This is a genomic window from Paenibacillus sp. NPDC058898 (assembly GCF_049316025.1).
Classification (GTDB): domain Bacteria; phylum Bacillota; class Bacilli; order Paenibacillales; family Paenibacillaceae; genus Paenibacillus_AQ.
Genome location: NZ_JBMOSM010000003.1, coordinates 381,728 through 399,241, shown reverse-complemented (window position 1 = coordinate 399,241; position 17,514 = coordinate 381,728). Strand labels below are relative to the sequence as shown.

The 17,514-nt window shown below is 43.7% G+C and carries 16 protein-coding genes and 1 tRNA gene; 14 read left to right on the top strand and 3 right to left on the bottom strand.

Going from position 1 to position 17,514, the window contains the following annotated elements:
* Nucleotides 1-139 precede the first annotated feature (139 nt).
* Entirely contained in the window at nt 140-1,516 is a 1,377-nt protein-coding gene (locus ACOZB4_RS10205; protein WP_379404526.1) for an amino acid permease, read from the top strand.
* On the opposite strand, the gene ACOZB4_RS10200 is transcribed toward ACOZB4_RS10205, so the two are convergent.
* On the bottom strand, nt 1,513-2,148 hold the full coding sequence (locus ACOZB4_RS10200; protein WP_379404525.1) for a LysE family transporter: 636 nt from the start codon (nt 2,146-2,148) through the stop codon (nt 1,513-1,515). The genes ACOZB4_RS10205 and ACOZB4_RS10200 overlap by 4 nt on opposite strands.
* A 243-nt stretch (nt 2,149-2,391) precedes the next feature.
* Here ACOZB4_RS10200 and ACOZB4_RS10195 point away from each other — a divergent pair, with 243 nt between their 5' ends.
* The 4 genes from ACOZB4_RS10195 (at nt 2,392) to odhB (ending at nt 8,317) form a co-directional block, all read left to right on the top strand.
* Nucleotides 2,392-2,931, top strand: coding sequence for a metallophosphoesterase family protein (locus tag ACOZB4_RS10195; RefSeq protein ID WP_379404524.1), 540 nt, complete (start codon nt 2,392-2,394; stop codon nt 2,929-2,931).
* An 86-nt stretch (nt 2,932-3,017) separates the two neighbouring features.
* The gene (locus ACOZB4_RS10190) at nt 3,018-3,920 is read left to right on the top strand and encodes a DUF72 domain-containing protein (protein ID WP_256720485.1); all 903 of its coding nucleotides are present in this window, start codon (nt 3,018-3,020) and stop codon (nt 3,918-3,920) included.
* Nucleotides 3,921-4,163: 243 nt separating this feature from the next.
* The gene (locus ACOZB4_RS10185) at nt 4,164-7,040 is read left to right on the top strand and encodes a 2-oxoglutarate dehydrogenase E1 component (protein WP_379404522.1); all 2,877 of its coding nucleotides are present in this window, start codon (nt 4,164-4,166) and stop codon (nt 7,038-7,040) included.
* A 5-nt stretch (nt 7,041-7,045) separates the two neighbouring features.
* Nucleotides 7,046-8,317 carry a 2-oxoglutarate dehydrogenase complex dihydrolipoyllysine-residue succinyltransferase gene (gene odhB, locus ACOZB4_RS10180; protein WP_379404520.1) on the top strand — a complete coding sequence of 424 codons (1,272 nt, stop codon included), beginning with the start codon at nt 7,046-7,048 and terminating at the stop codon, nt 8,315-8,317.
* A gap of 75 nt (nt 8,318-8,392) precedes the next feature.
* Here odhB and ACOZB4_RS10175 read toward each other — a convergent pair whose 3' ends face one another.
* Nucleotides 8,393-8,560, bottom strand: coding sequence for a hypothetical protein (locus tag ACOZB4_RS10175; protein ID WP_379404518.1), 168 nt, complete (start codon nt 8,558-8,560; stop codon nt 8,393-8,395).
* Nucleotides 8,561-8,733: 173 nt separating this feature from the next.
* On the opposite strand from ACOZB4_RS10175, the gene ACOZB4_RS10170 reads away from it, so the two are divergent.
* The 5 genes from ACOZB4_RS10170 (at nt 8,734) to selB (ending at nt 14,680) form a co-directional block, all read left to right on the top strand.
* The gene (locus tag ACOZB4_RS10170) at nt 8,734-9,816 is read left to right on the top strand and encodes a lactonase family protein (protein ID WP_379404516.1); all 1,083 of its coding nucleotides are present in this window, start codon (nt 8,734-8,736) and stop codon (nt 9,814-9,816) included.
* A 72-nt stretch (nt 9,817-9,888) separates the two neighbouring features.
* Nucleotides 9,889-10,680 carry an SDR family oxidoreductase gene (locus ACOZB4_RS10165; protein WP_326094713.1) on the top strand — a complete coding sequence of 264 codons (792 nt, stop codon included), beginning with the start codon at nt 9,889-9,891 and terminating at the stop codon, nt 10,678-10,680.
* 91 nt (nt 10,681-10,771) lie between these two features.
* The gene (locus tag ACOZB4_RS10160) at nt 10,772-11,020 is read left to right on the top strand and encodes a DUF1450 domain-containing protein (protein WP_098747407.1); all 249 of its coding nucleotides are present in this window, start codon (nt 10,772-10,774) and stop codon (nt 11,018-11,020) included.
* Between the two features lie 359 nt (nt 11,021-11,379).
* Nucleotides 11,380-12,759 (top strand): L-seryl-tRNA(Sec) selenium transferase, encoded by a 1,380-nt coding sequence (gene selA, locus ACOZB4_RS10155; protein WP_379404513.1) that lies wholly within the window; start codon nt 11,380-11,382, stop codon nt 12,757-12,759.
* Nucleotides 12,760-12,787: 28 nt separating this feature from the next.
* Complete coding sequence (selB, locus tag ACOZB4_RS10150) at nt 12,788-14,680, top strand: selenocysteine-specific translation elongation factor (protein WP_379404511.1); 1,893 nt, start codon at nt 12,788-12,790, stop codon at nt 14,678-14,680.
* A 17-nt stretch (nt 14,681-14,697) separates the two neighbouring features.
* On the opposite strand, the gene ACOZB4_RS10145 is transcribed toward selB, so the two are convergent.
* Nucleotides 14,698-14,794: transfer RNA gene (locus ACOZB4_RS10145), tRNA-Sec, on the bottom strand.
* Between the two features lie 534 nt (nt 14,795-15,328).
* Here ACOZB4_RS10145 and tatC point away from each other — a divergent pair.
* The 4 genes from tatC to ACOZB4_RS10125 are packed head-to-tail and all read left to right on the top strand — an operon-like array spanning nt 15,329 to nt 17,438.
* On the top strand, nt 15,329-16,108 hold the full coding sequence (tatC, locus tag ACOZB4_RS10140; protein ID WP_379404509.1) for a twin-arginine translocase subunit TatC: 780 nt from the start codon (nt 15,329-15,331) through the stop codon (nt 16,106-16,108).
* Between the two features lie 7 nt (nt 16,109-16,115).
* Nucleotides 16,116-16,280, top strand: coding sequence for a Sec-independent protein translocase subunit TatA/TatB (locus ACOZB4_RS10135; RefSeq protein WP_379404507.1), 165 nt, complete (start codon nt 16,116-16,118; stop codon nt 16,278-16,280).
* A gap of 2 nt (nt 16,281-16,282) precedes the next feature.
* Nucleotides 16,283-16,831, top strand: coding sequence for a MauE/DoxX family redox-associated membrane protein (locus ACOZB4_RS10130; protein ID WP_379404505.1), 549 nt, complete (start codon nt 16,283-16,285; stop codon nt 16,829-16,831).
* A 13-nt stretch (nt 16,832-16,844) separates the two neighbouring features.
* Nucleotides 16,845-17,438: a TlpA family protein disulfide reductase gene (locus ACOZB4_RS10125; protein ID WP_379404503.1), complete on the top strand. Its 594-nt coding sequence runs from the start codon at nt 16,845-16,847 to the stop codon at nt 17,436-17,438.
* Nucleotides 17,439-17,514: the final 76 nt, after the last annotated feature.

Genomic DNA, 17,514 nt, shown 5'->3' with positions numbered 1-17,514 from the left:
CATGGGCATAATTCCATGGCTTCTCTTTTGCCAAAAGGCATTTTTAGGTTGAGATACGCGGTACATAAATCACGGAGGTTCCCTTCATAATAAGGAAAGTTTTGAACGAACCCATAACAATAATCTGGAGGACAGAACTGTGAACAAAGGGGCGAAGGCGGAGTCAGGGAACTTGAGATGGTGGCAGCTATCGCTGCTGGGGGTTGCATCAACGATCGGCACAGGGTATTTTCTCGGATCCGCTTTAGGTATTCGGCTTGGAGGACCGGCTTTTCTTCTTTCCATTATATTGGCGGCGACAGCCACCTTCTTTGTGTTTGATGTGCTGTCACGGATGACGGCCGAGGACTTGCAGAAAGGCTCGTTCCGAACCTATGCCAAAAAAGCCTATGGCCGATGGGCAGGCTTCTCTACGGGGTGGATGTACTGGTGCTCCGAAGTGTTGATCATGGGGAGCCAGATGACGGCGCTGGCGATTTTCTCTCGCTTCTGGTTCCCTGGCGTTCCAATGTGGATATTTGCGTCAGGTTATGCCGTATTGGGACTGTTTGTCATCTGGATCGGCAACAAAGGCTTCGACCGGCTGGAAAATGTATTGGCTATCATTAAGGTCGCCGCGATTGTCATGTTTCTCATCATTGCTGCTGCCGCCTTGATGGGGTGGTTAAAAGGAGGGTCGAAGTTGCATGTTCCGGGCAGCATAAACGCATTTTTCCCGGCAGGTGGCATGGGCATGTGGTCGTCCCTGATTTTTGCGTTCTATGCCTTCGGCGGAATTGAAGTCATGGGGGTCATGGCGATTCGCTTGAAGAATCCGAAGGAAGCGCCCAAAGCGGGTAGAGTGATGATTCTGCTGCTATCCATCGTATACGTTCTTTCTATTGGCATGGCCGTGATCATGGTGGCCTGGAATCAATTCTCCACGACGAAAAGCCCCTTTGTTGTGGCACTAAGCTCCTACCACCTTCCTTTTATCCCGCATATATTTAATGCTGTATTGATTATAGCCGGTTTCTCGACCATGGTTGCCTCGCTGTATGCAGTGACCACGATGCTGGTTACGTTATCCGAAGATAAGGACGCTCCCAAGCTGTTTTCTAGGAAAAAGTTTAAGCGGGATACGCCCATATATGCACTTTCCCTTACAGCTATCGGATTGATTGTGTCTATTGTGTTGTCTCTGCTCATGCCAGGCAAGATTTATGAGTATTTGACCACGGGTGCAGGACTTATGCTGCTGTATAACTGGTTCTTCATCCTCATATCGGCAGGCCGACTCATAGAGCTTACGGTGTGGGGCAAGATCAAAAGATACATCGGGATGCTGTTGATTGCGGCTGCCGTCAGTGGAACCGCACTCCACCCTATGAGCCGCCCGGGGCTCTGGATCAGTATTGGGTTTATCGTGGTAATCGGTCTGGTTGTCCTATGCATGCGCTCCGTGTGGAAGAAATCCGGTCAAGGCCACGCCAGGGAGGCGGATAAACCCAAGTTTCGTCCGAAGCCGGCCCGTTAGAATATGAGCGGATATAGCAGCGCAAGAGCCCGAATTCCAAAATAAACGCCAAAGACGATTAACGAGCTGCCGGAAATTATGGAGATCAGGGAGAGCGCTCTATTGCTCAAATATCGGCGGAATACACTGCCGAGCGCAGCCATGAACAAATCCCATAGTACAACCCCGGCGATGACGGCCGCGCTGTAGAGAAACAGATTGGCGGAGCCGTCGTCCGTTGCGGTTTTAACGAGAATAGAGCCGTAGATTCCGAGCCAGAACAGGATTGTCATCGGATTGGATACGGACAAGAGAAACCCGGAGAGCATGCTTTTCCATAACGAATCTTCATTGTTTTCTTGACTGATCGTCACTTTATTGGCATTCAGGATGCTTTCAAGCCCCGAATAGATAAGAACAAAGGCACCGAACAGCCACAGAAAGGTCTGCATGAACGGCGTATTCAGTAAGTGAACAACGCCCAGGTAAACCAGGATCATATAAAGGATATCTGCCAGGACCGCACCGATTCCGAACAACCATGCATGCCAAAACCCTTTCTTAATCCCCTTATCGAGCTGTGCTGCATTGACCGGGCCTACGGGGGCTGATAGAGAAAGTCCCAGAATCATGTAGCTAATAAAAATACTCATTGACTTCCACCTCTCGTCATGTTCATGGATAAGAAAGCTTGTACCTTCATGCTCGTACATTCTATTCAGCACACAAACAAACTAAAACTTATGATTGGAAATTTTTTCTGTCTGAAACAGACCAACAAACCGCGCAACTCACCTGCGTGGTTTTATTTGAATTCGTTTATTTGGTAGGATATAGGTTAGTGCCAGACAGCAGGTATCTCAGCATTTAATATGACGAAGAAGGGGTCGATCAAGATGAGTTTTCCATTTCGGATTACGGTATTGTCAGACACCCATATGCCAAGAAAAGCGAAAGAGCTGCCAGCCGCACTGCTTGAAGATGTGAGGCATTCGGATCTTATTCTTCATGCTGGTGACTGGTCTAATTGGGAGCTCTATGAACAGCTTAGTCAATATGCTCCGGTGGAAGGAGTAGCCGGAAATGTTGATGACGAGCGGATCATAGAACGGCTAGGTTACAAGAAGCTGGTCGAAATCGAAGGCAAACGCATCGGTATTGTGCATGGGCACGGACAGGGAGGAACAACCCCCTCTCGGGCAAGAAAAGCTTTTGCGGACACGGAGGTGGATTGCATCTTGTTTGGCCACTCCCATATACCGTTTAAAGAACATGTGCAAGGGGTGCTGTTGTTCAATCCCGGTTCCGCCACGGACAAAAGACGGCAGCCCCGGTATTCCTATGGAAGGCTACACATCGTGAACGGAATGCTGGAGGCACATCATATTTTTACGATCAGAAGTGAATGTGATGATAGCAGTTGGCAAAAACAGTAAAGGGTTGCCTGCTTTTGAAATTTCCCGTATGGGGTTAATTAATAGAAGTCCCCGATATGGTAAATCATGTGGATGAGAGGATTGTTATGTTAACGGAAGAAAAGCATGAGCATGTGATTCAGGTAGGTCTGTCCGGATGGGGAGATCATAACAAGTTGTATGATGAAGGGGCGAGGGCCGCCGACAGGCTGGAAATGTACAGCCGACATTTTCCCATCGTGGAGATGGACAATTCATTCTATGCCATACCGTCACCGGAACAAATGAATAAGTGGGCAGCTGCTGTTCCGGAACATTTCGGTTTTATTGTAAAGGCTTATCAAGGCATGACAGGCCATGCACGCGGCCAGGGCAAGGACAGATACCCAAGCGTCAAAGCGATGTTTGATCATTTGCTCACGTCAGTTGAGGAATTGCGGGCTGCGGACAAATTAAGGACCGTTCTGTTTCAATACCCGCCCTGGTTCGGGTGCGAACGCAAACATGTGGACATTTTGAAGCGTACGCGGGAGTGGATGAAGGATGTACCCGTAGCTCTGGAATTTCGGCATCAGAGCTGGTATGCGCCAGAGTTTCGGGAGAAGACTCTTGAGTTTATGCGAAATGAGGGCTGGATTCACAGCATCGCCGACGAGCCGCAAGCGGGCATTGGATCCGTCCCGGTCGTGCTTGAGACTTCGGGTACAGAGGCTGTGATGATCCGGATGCATGGCCGTAACGCCGAAGGGTGGCACTCCAGCGGTCAGCCCAACTGGCGCGAGGTGCGGTATTTATACCGTTACAGCTTAGAGGAATTGGAGCAGTGGAAGGTATGGATAGAGCAATTGCTTGAGAAGTCGAAGCAATGCTGGATTATATTCAATAACAATTCGGGAGGAGATGCTTCCGACAATGCCAAACAGCTTCTTCAGCTGCTGGGTATGGATACCGGACCTGAACCGCTACGGCAGATGGACTGGCTGGAAGTGGATGTTTTTTCAGATAAATGACTTTAATTGGAAACCTATACAGAGAATTGGTGGCTTCACGGACAAATCGTCAAAAAATTGACGCAAATTCATCTGTTTCTGAGATCATTATTATATATAAAGGGTATTTTCGGTATTGAGGCCAAGTGTATTATAATGTAATCGTAAGAAAACGTTTATTTAATGTAAAATGTAGTATGCAGAATGTAAAATTAGAAATTCCGTCCTTGAGCAATCAAAATAATCTGACGGAGGGAGTCAGCGATGAAGACCCTTGACAGAATGACAGAGGGACCTTGGCAGAAATATCATGGTCCGAACTTGGGGTACATTCAAGATCAGTATGAGAAGTTTTTGCAAGACCCGCAATCTGTGGAGCCAGGATACCGTGAGCTGTTCGCCAGCTGGGGACCGCCTCCATCTTTGGAAAACAATGAAAAGAAAGCGGATTCGCAGGGACAAGGTGTTAGCTATGACCCGCAATTACTGAAAAAAGGGGTAGCTGCCGGCAAACTGGTATGGAACATTAGAACCTATGGTCATCTGGCCGCCGACATTGATCCAATTGGAATTGGAAACGAAGCTGACACACGTCTGCTTCAACCAGAAAGCTACCAACTCAGCCAAGCGGATTTGGCAGCCCTGCCTGCAGAGATCGTCTGGGAGGAGGCTCCTAGCGATATCAAGAATGGCTTAGAGGCAATCCAGCGGCTGTTACAATTATATACAGGCTCCATTGCCTATGAATTTAGCCATGTTCACGATGAAGAAGAACGCAAATGGCTCAACGAGCAGGCCGAATCGGGACGTTATTTGTCCGCCATGAGCGTAGAAGAGCGCAGGGGGCTTTTGAAGAAGCTGCTTGAGGCCGAGCAATTCGAGGAGTTCCTGCACCGCACATTCGTAGGTGCGAAGCGCTTCTCGGTTGAGGGCAACGAAGCACTCGTACCACTGCTTGACGAAATCGTTCGCCAAATGGCCGAGGTGGATGTCAACTCCATCCTCGTAGGGATGGCACACCGTGGGCGCTTGAACGTCCTGGCTCATGTACTGGGCAAGGATTACAGTAAGATTTTCTCGGAGTTCATGCACTCTCCGAATAAACATCTCGTTCCATCCGAAGGCTCCATGGGCATTAACTATGGCTGGACAGGTGACGTGAAGTATCATTTGGGTGCGGACCGTTATTTGAAGAAGGATGAAGCACGACAGGTTCGGATTACCCTTGCGAACAATCCGAGTCACCTGGAATATGTCAATCCGGTGGTAGAGGGCTTTGCTCGTGCTGCTCAGGAGGATCGCAGTGAAGCGGGATATCCGAAGCAGGATGTAAACAAAGCGCTGAGCATTCAGATTCATGGTGATTCCGCGTTCCCTGGCGAAGGGATCGTGCCGGAAACCCTGAACTTTAATAAACTGCCAGCGTTCCGTACGGGCGGATCGATTCACATTATCGTGAACAACCGTATCGGATTTACAACAGAAGGCAAGGATTCCAGATCGACTCATTATGCGAGTGATTTGGCGAAAGGATATGAGATTCCGATTATCCACGTGAACGCCGATGATCCGGAGGCATGTATCGCTGTTGCTCGTCTTGCGAGTGATTATCGCAATAAGTTCAAGAAGAGCATTCTGATTGACCTTGTTGGCTACCGGAAATATGGTCATAACGAAACCGATGATCCGGAAACTACCCAGCCGCTTATTTATCAGAAGGTGAAGAACCATCCAACCGTCAGCACGATTTATATGAAGAAACTGGTGGATGGAAACATTCTGACCCAAGAACAAGTGGACAGTCTGAAGAATAGCGTTCTGGAGGTCTTGAAGAATTCTTACGAGAGCGTGAAGTCGAAGGATCCTGTTGATCAGATCCTGCTTGGACTGAATGCGACCGACGGTAAATCCAAGTCGGAAGTAGCTACGAATGTATCTGCACAAGTGCTGCGCGGGATTAATCGCGAGCTCCTGCAGTGGCCGGAAGGCTTTACGGTATATCCGAAGCTTCAACGTATTCTCGAGCGCCGCAGCAATTCGCTCGACGAAGGCGAGAAGGTGGACTGGGGTCATGCCGAAACGCTGGCTTTCGCTACGATTCTTGCAGATGGCAAGCCGATCCGGATTACGGGACAGGATGCCGAACGTGCAACATTTGCCCATCGTAACCTTGTGCTTCACGATGCGGTCAATGGAGAGACCTTCTGTCCGCTGCACCGGTTGCCGCAAGCCAAGGCTTCGTTCGCGATCCATAACAGCCCGTTGACTGAAGCAGCCGTTGTTGGATTTGAATATGGCTACAATGTGTACTCTCCTGAGACTTTGGTTATCTGGGAAGCGCAGTATGGCGATTTCGTTAACTGTGCCCAAGTTATCATTGACCAGTTCATCACAGCCGGTCGCTCGAAGTGGAGACAGAAGTCCAGCTTGGTCATGCTGTTACCTCACGGTTATGAAGGGAATGGTCCTGAGCACTCCAGTGCAAGACTGGAACGTTTCCTCCAGCTGAGTGGTGAAGATAACTGGACGGTTGCGAATCTGACTTCCGCTGCCCAGTATTTCCATCTGCTGCGCAAACAGGCTTCCTTGACCGAAACGGAAGATGCCAGACCGCTGGTGATCATGGCTCCGAAGAGCTTGATTCGTAATCCGCGCGTGGCATCGCCTGTGAACGCGTTCAGTGAGGGCGGTTTCCAGAAAGTGATGGAGCAGCCGGGTCTTGGTCAATCACCGAAGAAGGTGGAACGCCTTGTTCTTTGCTCGGGGAAAGTTGCAATCGATTTGGAGGACGCACTGGATAAGCAGAAGGATCAGGATCAGTCCTGGCTTCATATTCTTCGTGTGGAACAGCTGTATCCATTCCCGAAAGAAGAAATTTCCCGTGTGATGCAGAAGTATCCGAACCTGAAAGAAATTCTGTGGGTTCAGGAAGAACCTCAGAACATGGGCAGCTGGAGCTTCATGGAACCAAGAATTCGTGAAATTGCACCTAAAGGCACAGAGGTCCGTTACAGCGGGCGTCCTGAGCGTTCGAGCCCTGCTAGCGGCTATCAGGATGTTCATGCTTATGAGCAACAGACCATCATTTCTTTTGCCCTTAATCGTAAAACTATAAATCAACAGATCTCATTGGGGAGGTAGCGGCTGTGAGCGAAATTACTGTACCAGCTATGGGCGAATCCATCACCGAAGGAACGATATTCAAATGGCATGTTAAAGAAGGGGATAGCGTTAACATCGGTGATGTGCTGCTCGAGTTAGAAACGGATAAGGTTAATCTTGAAATTAGCGCAGAGTCTGAAGGCGTTGTGGAAAAAATCCTTCGTCAAGAAGGGGAGAATGTAACGATCGGTGAAGTGCTCGGTCAAATTTCTCCACAGGAAGGCGTTGCAAGCGCACCGGCACCGAAGGCTGCTGAAGCTCCTGCATCCGCGCAAACGGAGGCTGCTCCGGCACCCGCGGCAGAAGCACCGAAGCCGCAAGCTCCGGTACCGGCTCAGAACGAGGAAGGAGCGGGTCTGACTGCATCGCCATCCGCACGCAAACTGGCTCGTGAACGCGGGATTGATCTGGACCAGGTACAGGGCCGCGACCCGATAGGTCGGATTTACCATGATGATGTGAAGAATCATAATGAAGCCAAGCCTGCAGCACCAAGCAAGTCTGCTGCTGCCACAGCTGCTCCAGCAGCACAGGCTCCGGCTGCTGAGTATGGAAAGCCAGTAGAACGCACTCGTATGTCTCGTCGTCGTCAAACGATTGCGAATCGTTTGGTCGAAGCGCAGCATACGGCTGCCATGCTGACTACCTTCAATGAAGTAGATATGACAGCGATCCTGGATGTACGTAAGCGTCGTAAACAAGCTTTCCAAGAGAAGCATGACGTAGGCCTCGGCTTCATGTCCTTCTTCACCAAAGCGGTTGTGGGTGCGTTGAAGAGATTCCCGCATCTGAATGCCGAGATCGATGGCGACGACATCGTCGTAAAGAAATTCTATGATATCGGTATTGCGGTATCCGCGAAGGAAGGACTTGTCGTTCCGGTCGTTCGCGATGCTGATCGTCTTGGCTTTGCCGAGATTGAGAAGGAAATCGGCAATCTTGCTGCAAAAGCTCGTAATAATGCCCTGTCCTTGTCTGAGCTGCAAGGCGGTACATTTACGATCACGAATGGCGGCGTCTTCGGCTCGCTGTTGTCTACGCCGATCCTGAATACGCCGCAGGTGGGTATCCTCGGCATGCACAAAATCCAGCTTCGTCCGGTAGCCATTGATGCAGAGCGTATGGAGAATCGTCCTATGATGTACATCGCACTGTCTTATGATCATCGGATCGTTGATGGTTCCGAAGCGGTTCGCTTCCTGGTTACGGTGAAAGAGCTCCTTGAAGATCCAGAGTCGCTGCTATTGGAAGGTTAGTCATCCCAGCTTTGCGACATATTCATAATAAGAAGGCCGCATGGACATTGCCATGCGGCCTTCTTATATAAGCGATTATGATTTTGATTTATTGTTATCGTTTGGATCGGGGAGATCCCGAGGGTTCCAATTCTCAGCCTGAGGCTCCACATCCTGATGTTTCTTCACTTTGTCCCTTTGTTCCTGAGAGTCATTCTCCGTATTCTGCTGATTGCGTACTTCCTCGCTGTTCGGTTGTTTCATGGGAATACCTCCTTCAGTCGATATAATACATACATACCCGGTATGACAAAAGACAAACAGACATCAGACGTCAAGTCATTTGATTTTCATTGGGGTTGAAGTTAACATGGTAACTGAAAGTACACTACATAAAACATGATAATTATAGATAAATGAGAGGAGAGATAGACATTATGGCGAATCCATCACAGCGTACGCTGCTGTTTACAGGTGCGTATGCGGAAGACAACCAAAGCGGAGTATGCGTATATGAATTTAACGAGGATAGCGGCGAACTGAAGCTGCTTGATGAGGTATCCGGCATTAAGAATCCGACCTTTCTGAACGTAGACCCGGAAGCTAGACGTTTATATGCCATTGGCGAAATTACAGAGGAAGGCGGAAAGACTGGCGAGGTCATCAGCTTTGAGATTGACCCTATGGCCGGCAAGCTGACCGAACGGAACCGTATTCGCAGTGTGAGCAGCTCGACTTGCCATATCCAGCGAGATGAAGCGAGCAAGCATCTGATTGTTTCGAGTTATCATGGAGGTTTGGTAGGCCTTCATGCAATCGGTACGGATGGACAAGCCGGTGAACTTCTGGATGAGAAGAAACACGCGGATCTCGTTTCTGTACGGGAAGATCAGCAATCCAGAGCGCATTCGGCGTTTTACAGTCCAGATGGTAGATTCGTGTTCGTACAGGACTTGGGACTGGATAAAATTCTCGCTTACACGGTAAATGAGAATACCCAAGAATTGAGCTTTCATGGCGAAACCCAGTTGGAAGCGGGAGTAGGCCCCCGTCATCTGGCGTTCCACCCAAGCGGTGCTTACGCATATGTCATTAACGAGCTGAATTCCAGCGTAACAGTGCTTCGCTATGTCCAAGACGAAGGTCGTTTGGAGGTTCTTGAGACGATATCGACACTGCCTGCGGATTATGACGGGGAGAGCTACTGCGCCGAAATCGCCGTGTCCGAGGATGGCAAAACGGTATATGGCTCGAATCGCGGACATGACAGCATTGTTGTATTCAACGTGCATGAAGATACCGGTCGCTTAAGCCCGGTGCAATATATTTCGACAGAAGGTGGTCACCCGCGTCATTTTACGCTGATGCCTGGGGGCAAGTTCCTGGTTGTCGCCAATAGAGATGGGAATAATCTTGTATTGTTTGATGTGAATCCGGTAGACGGCAAGCTTGCCTTTACGGGATATACCGTCTCGCAATCCAAACCGGTATGTGTAAAACCAGCGGTGTTCCAGCTTTAGACAGCCAAGATTCAGATACCGACTCGTTGGGTTATCTATAATCATGAAAACTTAAACGAGGAGGTTGTGGCAATGTCAACAAATCAACGTTTGGATGGTAAAGTAGCCATCGTTACCGGTGCTGGTTCCGGAATCGGCCAGGCCGCAGCCCTTCTTTTGGCGGAGCAAGGAGCGAAACTGCTGTTGATCGATATTGATCGTGAACGCGTGGAGAAGGTGAAGCAAACGATTGAGCAGGGCGGAGGCGAAGCGCTGACCGGCAACTGTGATATTTCCAAAGCGGAATCGCTGAAGGATTGCTTCAGCCAAGCTGCCGAGAAGTGGGGAAAGATGGACATCGTGTTTGCCAATGCCGGCATCAATGGGACAAAGGCTCCAATCGAGATCATGGAGCTTGATGAATGGGATGCTACGATCAATACCAATCTAAGAGGAACATTTGCCACGGTAAAATACGCCATTCCCTATTTGAAGGAGCATGGAGGCAGCATCATCATTACCAGCTCCATCAACGGTAACCGGGTGTTTACCGGCTTTGGTTTCTCAGCATACAGCACCACGAAGGCCGGACAGGTTGCTTTCATGAAGATGGCGGCTCTGGAGCTCGCACGTTATAAAATTCGGGTCAATGCCATTTGTCCCGGCGCGATTTCAACCAACATTGATGAGAGCACCATCGAGAAGCCAGAGCTCGACGAGGTGACGATCCCGATTGAATATCCGGAAGGTGATCAGCCATTGGCGGACGGACCGGGACAGCCTTCACAGGTTGCCCAGCTTGTAGCATTTCTTGCATCCGATGACGCTTCCCATATTACCGGTACGGAAATCTACATCGACGGAGCGGAATCCCTCATTCATTGATCTTCCACAAAGACCGATTTGACAAAACCGGGCATTTTCCTCATAATGAATGAACGTATTGTCAAATGGAATAGTGGTGATGAAGATGGGGATGGGGATTGTTGTTGTGGAAATATGCGACAGCAACTTGATGAGTGCTTTGGAACTTGAGCATCTTGAGGAATTGTATCCCGAAATCGCTGTCCTGCGGGCCGATTGCATGAATCTTTGCGGTCTGTGCAAGCTGCGGCCATATGCACTGGTGAATGGTAAACGTGTATTCGCGGCAACGACGGAAGAATGCGTCGAGAAGATCAAAGCTGCTATCGAAGCTGAACTGGCTGTTTTCCTAGAGGAATAAATTAACGAGACACTAATATAGTATTTAGATATCCTCCCTTTTGGTAGGCAAGAGTTTTAGTACATCTGATTTTGATGGACGTAACCTTGTTGGCTGAAAGGGATTTTTTATGAAAGCAATTAGTTGTTTTCCTGAATCACGAGGCTTTCAACTGCTTGTTCGAGGTGCTAACTGAACTTCTACATTTTTAATATTAGACTTTTGATTTATGATGCTCCGGAATCTATTGTTTTCCTATTAAACGGGAAATTTTGCATTAAACGTCTCTAGAGGTTGCTCGATCCATAAATAAGGCTTATACTGTAATATCATGGGAATTCAATGCAGAGTATATTATCCCTGTAGTAAAGGAGAATCACATGAAGCTTCGTTCCATTCCCTCAGTGACAAATATATTAAAAAATCCTGACATCAAGAGCACAATAAAGGATTACTCTGTATCTACTAACTATGTAACTTTATTAATTAAACAATATCTTGAGAAACTGAGAAATGAAAGTGTGTTAGGAAGTGTAAACGTTTTATCGGAAGAAGAATTGATTAAGGATCTTAGAACATTTATTTTACAGAGTTTAAATCCTAATATGATACCAGTAATTAATGCGACGGGAATTGTTCTACATACTAATTTAGGACGGTCTTTACTTCCGGTTGCAGTAAACAAGCATTTGATGAAAATAGCCGGAAGTTATTCAAATCTAGAGTACAATCTTGAAACCGGAACACGTGGATCGAGACACGACATAGTCGAACATATTATTAAGACTTTGACTGGTGCAGAGTCGGCCATGGTTGTTAATAACAATGCTTCAGCTGTATTTCTAATCTTACTAGTGCTCGCTGCAAAAAGAGAGGTAGTTGTATCCAGAGGAGAAATAATCGAAATCGGTGGATCATTTCGAATTTCTGACATAATGAAAGAAAGTGGAGCAATTCTTAACGAAGTCGGTACTACAAACCGCACTCATACACATGACTATGAAGGAGCAATAAATGAAAATACTGCTCTATTACTTAAAGTCCACAAAAGTAATTTTGTAATTAATGGATATACACAGTCAGTAGATACTAAGGATCTGGTCAAGCTAGGGAATAAGTACAATATTCCTGTATATGAAGATCTTGGTAGCGGCGTGTTATACGATTTGAAAAAACATGGTATAGGAAACGAACCTTCTATTAAAGAGGTTGTTGAAAAAAAAGTAGATCTCATTAGCTTTAGTGGCGATAAACTTTTAGGAGGCCCTCAAGCGGGTATTATCATTGGATCACATGAGTTGATAAATAGACTAAAAAAAAATCCACTTGCTAGAGCCTTACGACCTGATAAATTAACTCTGTCGGCTCTAGAATCCACTCTCTTACTCTATCTTAATGAGGAATTGGTTGTAAAAGAACTGCCAACACTTCGAGATATTCTAGCTTCTCCACAGGTTATTAAAATAAAGGCGGAAGAACTTTATTGCTTACTAACGGACGAAGTTAAATCATATGTCGAAGTTATTCAAGTTTATTCGGAAATTGGTGGTGGGACGATGCCTGAAGTAAAATTGCCATCGTTTGCAATCTCACTGAGGTCTGATAAGTTTGAAGTGCAATGGTTAGAGCGAAAGTTGCGAAATTGTAATCCGCCAATCATCGCCCGTATTCAAAAAGACACTCTTTTATTAGATGTTAGAACGATACAGAATGACGAAATTGAACTTGTAGCGGAAGGGATAAACCGTATATTTAAATAAAAACAATTAATCTGCAAAGGTGATAACTATGACGCATCGGTATTATACGATTGGAATCGCTGGTCATATTAACCACGGTAAGACTACATTAACAAAAGCATTAACTAATATTGATACTGACCGTCAGATCATTGAAAAAGAGCGGAATATTTCCATTGAACTCGGATATGCGCCACTCTTATTATATGGATTCGAAACATCAATCATTGATGTCCCAGGGCATGAAAAATTTATTCGGAAAATGATTGCTGGGGTTGCTGGTATAGATCTTGTCATTTTGGTTGTCGCGGCAGATGAAGGCGTTATGCCCCAAACTAAAGAACATATTGAAATTCTAACTCTTTTGGGTATAGAACATGGAATTATTGTTGTGACCAAAATAAATCGGGTGGAATATGAATTTTTAGAAATAATAGAAGAAGATATAAAATCGGCAGTAGAAGGATCCTTATTTGAAGGTGTTGAAATTTTATATGTAGAGAGCATAAGTGGAGAGGGAGTGGATAATCTTAAGTATATGCTTGTTCAGAAGTTAAAAAAGATCCCACAACGAATTTCAAATGGAATTTTGAGGATGCCTATTGATCAAGTGTTTACAATTCATGGTCAAGGAGTAGTTGTAAGAGGTACGATTTATGAAGGGACTCTAGAAAGTGGGGATGCTCTTACCATACTTCCTCAACATATTCCAGTAAAGGCTAAGGAGGTTCAAATACATAACAAGGTTAAGAACAAAGCTACGGCAGGTCAGAGAGCAGCTATTAACATTGGAGGGATACAAAAACAAAAAATAAGAAGGGGAGATGTTATCGTTTCATCAACGGACTTTGTAATTAGCAACATGATTGATGTTACACTTAAGACTGTAAAGGATCTTGAATATCCTGTAAAACAACGAACTACTATTAATTTTTACTCTGGTACAAATGAAACCTCTGGAAAGATTGTCTTCTTCGATCGCAATGAATTACATGATAACTCTGAAATTCTGTGCCAAATCTTATTGAAGAAACCGATTGTTGTTAAACGTGGAGATCGTTTTATTGTAAGACGACCTTCGCCTGTCGAAACGATAGGTGGAGGATGGATTATTAGTGCATCAAGTGAAAAATATCGATATGGTCAAAAAACGATTGAAAAACTGTTACATAAAAAAGAAGCAAACCCGAAAGACAGGATATTGGACGCATTGGCAATACATAAAATGTTAAATACAAACGAATTAAGTAAATTGACATCATTATACGGAGATAAATTAAATGTAATATTGGAGGGAATGATTCAAAGTCATCAAATTTTTGTTATCGAACCCAATCTATTTACGTCTAGTATGGTTTACGATAATGTTAGATCACAGGTTAAAATGGAAGTAGAGAAATACCATATATCATTCCCCCTCCGTATTGGAATAAGTAAAGCCGAATGTATTCAAGTGCTTCAACGAAATATCCCTAAAAAGTTAGGTGAAATAGTGATTAACAAGGAAATAGAAGACGGGATATTGTCAAGAAGAAATCATTTTATTCATATACCTGAGTTCGTACCTCATGTACCTGAGGAGTGGAATTCTAAATTTGAAAGCGTGTTGGAGAATTTAGAAAATGATAAGTTGGAAGTTTTGGAATGGAATGAATACTTGAGAGGTGCAAGTGTACCCGAACATCTTCATAATGAATTGACTCATTATGTTGTTAACAGCAAACTTGCATATCGATTAGACCATAAGCATCTAATTCATCATCAAACTTTTGAGGATGAATTCAAATTGTTATATGTTGAAACAAACAATCAAGCATTTTGTATACAAGATGCTAAGGACATTTTGAAGGGTTCAAGAAAAAAACTGATTATGTTTCTCGAGTTGCTAGATTATTTACAAATTACATGTAGAGAGAACGATAAAAGACATTGGATCGTGTGATTAAAATGAATTGAATATGGCGAGACTGTGTGGGAATCGAACCCACCGGAGACGCGGGGCGTCTCCCAAAAGGTTTTGAAGACCTAGAAGGACACCAGTACCCCAGCCAGCCCCGAATTACCAATTAGACCTTCATTATATAATGACATTTATTCACATACAAGGATGAAATTTTGAAGAGTATTATGTTAACAAACAAAACGGATAGCAATGATTACTCGTCGTTCACTTCCCTTAAAAGAAGATGGCCGACGCTTTTTTGCTTTGAGAACTTTTATATGTAGTGTTTTATAAGCATAACGTAGGCCATTTTGAAAGCAGGCTTCTATGTAGAAACGGGATTAAGTCGGAAGTCCTATTCCAAACATTTTTTTGATTACTTATAATAAATAATACCAAGTAAATAATTGGAATCATTAACTTAATTTCGGGAACTTTATCTTAATGTTAATCCAAAATGTTATATAAGGAGGGGATTCAAAAGGACCTACATATTTATGCTTCTTCAAAGAGTAGGGAGACAACCAGGATTACTGAGAATTCATTTATTTTATATTCTCATGTAATTAAAACCAAGGAGTGTAAATAAATATGTATTATTCAATTTAGAATAATGTTTCCTCGACTCGAAACACTTAGGAGATCGTGATGTCAAATGAAATTGAAAAAGTAAGAGTGTTTGAAGAGCAATCGATTGATGGCAACACTACGATGAATTTTCTCGAACATTTTTATGAACTTCGTAGAAGGATATTTTATTTTGCCGTTGCTTTTATCTTTTGTTTAATCGTTACTTATTTTACCGCTCCTTATTTTGTGAATTTGTTAAAATCATCCGCTTTACATTATGAGATTGAGTTAAACGTGTTTAAGGTTACTGAATCTGTATCCATTTACGCAAAGACCATGCTGCTTCAAAGTGTGTGCATTTCATTTCCCATATTAATCATGCAAATTTATTTATTCATAAAGCCTACGATTAATAATAAACTCAAAAAAATACTGTTAGTATTTTCCTCTGTTGTATCGATACTCTTTTTATTAGGGGTAATTCTAGGATACTATTTCCTCACACCATTATTATTTTCTTTTTTTCTTGGAGTTACTGAAGAACTTAGTATGAATACCATGTATAACTTCTCCGATTATTTCCAATTTGTGTTTATGATCTGTTTATTAGCAGGATTAGTTTTGGAAATTCCCGCTCTTATGGTTTTGTTAACACAACTTGGAGTTATATCCTCCAATACACTTAAGAAGCTGCGAAAGATTCTATATCCAATCTTTTGTATAGTCGCTGTTATCCTCACACCACCTGATTTCATTTCCGACATAACTGCAATTATCTTACTGATATCTATTTTTGAAATTGGATTGGTTATTTGCGGTGTTATGGAGAAGAAAACAGAAAAATTAAGAGGAGGCTGACCCAGGCATGTTTAACCAAATAGGCGTTCCAGGGATCATCATTTTATTGGTGTTGGCATTTATTGTGTTTGGAGCAAAAAATTTACCTATGATGGGAAGGTCTTTAGGATCAGCTGTGAAAGAATTTAAGGAGGGGGTGACAGGTAAACAACAAAAAGATAGTGAAGACTGAAGATGAAAAGAGAAGGGGAGCTTTTGATGCTCGAGTTTTTGACTAATGTAATGAAATTAACTCTTATCTTAATTTTCTTAATCTCATCCATAACTAAACTGTCTAATTTGAAAAATTTTGTGAATGGTGTCATTGAGTATAACGTAGTACCAAGGAATCTCTCTCGTTTCTATGGATATTCGCTGCCGTTTATAGAGTTAGTGTCATCCGTCATGATTTTTTTTCATAAAAGCTCCTACTATGGATTAGCTCTTACATTATTAATGCTGGTAAGCTTTTTTATCGCGGTTTCAAAGGTCATTAAATCCAAAAGAGTAATTACTTGCTCTTGCTTCGGAAACTTTTTAGACAGTAAAGTTGATCTTTTTAGTATATATAGAATTGGCGCATTAATCGTATTAAATGTTTTAGCAATAATTTTATCGATTTTGTATAGTTCTAATTTTTCTGCAACTTCATTAATCTTTAGTGTGGTTATTGTGCTAATATACTTGCTTTCACAAATAATATGGAATGAATACAGGAAAAACATAAAGCTTTTAGAAACATAATACGGGAGGATATATGGAAATATTATTCTATTCTAATTTGCTTTTATGGATTGCCGTTATATTTATGATGTTCACTATATTTCTTATTTTTAGGCAGTTTGGTTCAGTCTACTTAAGTTCACGTGAAGCAATTACCAGAGATGGCATATCAATTGGTGATAAAATACCTGAATTTTCAGGGAAATCGTACTTTTCCAATGAACAGATTTCAATTGAATCTTTCTATGGAAAACCAACGTTGATTACATTTATTTCACCGGGTTGCAAACCATGTCAAGAATTAATACCTGAATGGAATAAAGCCTTCATGAAATATAATGAAAAAATTAATTTTCTATTTGTGGGTCTTGGTGACAGAAATGGATTTTCTAAAGTTTTGGAAAATAAATCCTTAAGTGGTGAATTGCTGTTAGATGAGGAGAGAGCGGTGTTAACCTTATGCAAAGTTAGAGTAACACCATTTGCTTTTATTTTAGATGAGAAAGGAACGGTAAAAGGTAAAGGGTTGTGTAACGGAATGGAACATATTATTGGGCTGATATCGTCTCTTGAAGGAAAATCAGAGTCAGTTGAAGGAATAAATCTATTTGAAAGGACCGTGAAGTAAATGCTTAAATTATTCGAGTCGGTGGATAGGTTTACAAAAATCATTGCTGAAAATTTAGAAAGAAGAGTTACTCGAT

What these genes read in the sequence shown, in the direction of transcription:
- ACOZB4_RS10200 (WP_379404525.1), bottom strand. Translation starts at nt 2,148, where the DNA reads ATGAGTATTTTTATTAGCTACATGATTCTGGGACTTTCTCTATCAGCC.
- ACOZB4_RS10195 (WP_379404524.1), top strand. Translation starts at nt 2,392, where the DNA reads ATGAGTTTTCCATTTCGGATTACGGTATTGTCAGACACCCATATGCCA.
- ACOZB4_RS10190 (WP_256720485.1), top strand. Translation starts at nt 3,018, where the DNA reads ATGTTAACGGAAGAAAAGCATGAGCATGTGATTCAGGTAGGTCTGTCC.
- ACOZB4_RS10185 (WP_379404522.1), top strand. Translation starts at nt 4,164, where the DNA reads ATGAAGACCCTTGACAGAATGACAGAGGGACCTTGGCAGAAATATCAT.
- ACOZB4_RS10175 (WP_379404518.1), bottom strand. Translation starts at nt 8,560, where the DNA reads ATGAAACAACCGAACAGCGAGGAAGTACGCAATCAGCAGAATACGGAG.
- ACOZB4_RS10170 (WP_379404516.1), top strand. Translation starts at nt 8,734, where the DNA reads ATGGCGAATCCATCACAGCGTACGCTGCTGTTTACAGGTGCGTATGCG.
- ACOZB4_RS10165 (WP_326094713.1), top strand. Translation starts at nt 9,889, where the DNA reads ATGTCAACAAATCAACGTTTGGATGGTAAAGTAGCCATCGTTACCGGT.
- ACOZB4_RS10160 (WP_098747407.1), top strand. Translation starts at nt 10,772, where the DNA reads ATGGGGATTGTTGTTGTGGAAATATGCGACAGCAACTTGATGAGTGCT.
- selA (WP_379404513.1), top strand. Translation starts at nt 11,380, where the DNA reads ATGAAGCTTCGTTCCATTCCCTCAGTGACAAATATATTAAAAAATCCT.
- selB (WP_379404511.1), top strand. Translation starts at nt 12,788, where the DNA reads ATGACGCATCGGTATTATACGATTGGAATCGCTGGTCATATTAACCAC.
- tatC (WP_379404509.1), top strand. Translation starts at nt 15,329, where the DNA reads ATGTCAAATGAAATTGAAAAAGTAAGAGTGTTTGAAGAGCAATCGATT.
- ACOZB4_RS10135 (WP_379404507.1), top strand. Translation starts at nt 16,116, where the DNA reads ATGTTTAACCAAATAGGCGTTCCAGGGATCATCATTTTATTGGTGTTG.
- ACOZB4_RS10130 (WP_379404505.1), top strand. Translation starts at nt 16,283, where the DNA reads ATGAAAAGAGAAGGGGAGCTTTTGATGCTCGAGTTTTTGACTAATGTA.
- ACOZB4_RS10125 (WP_379404503.1), top strand. Translation starts at nt 16,845, where the DNA reads ATGGAAATATTATTCTATTCTAATTTGCTTTTATGGATTGCCGTTATA.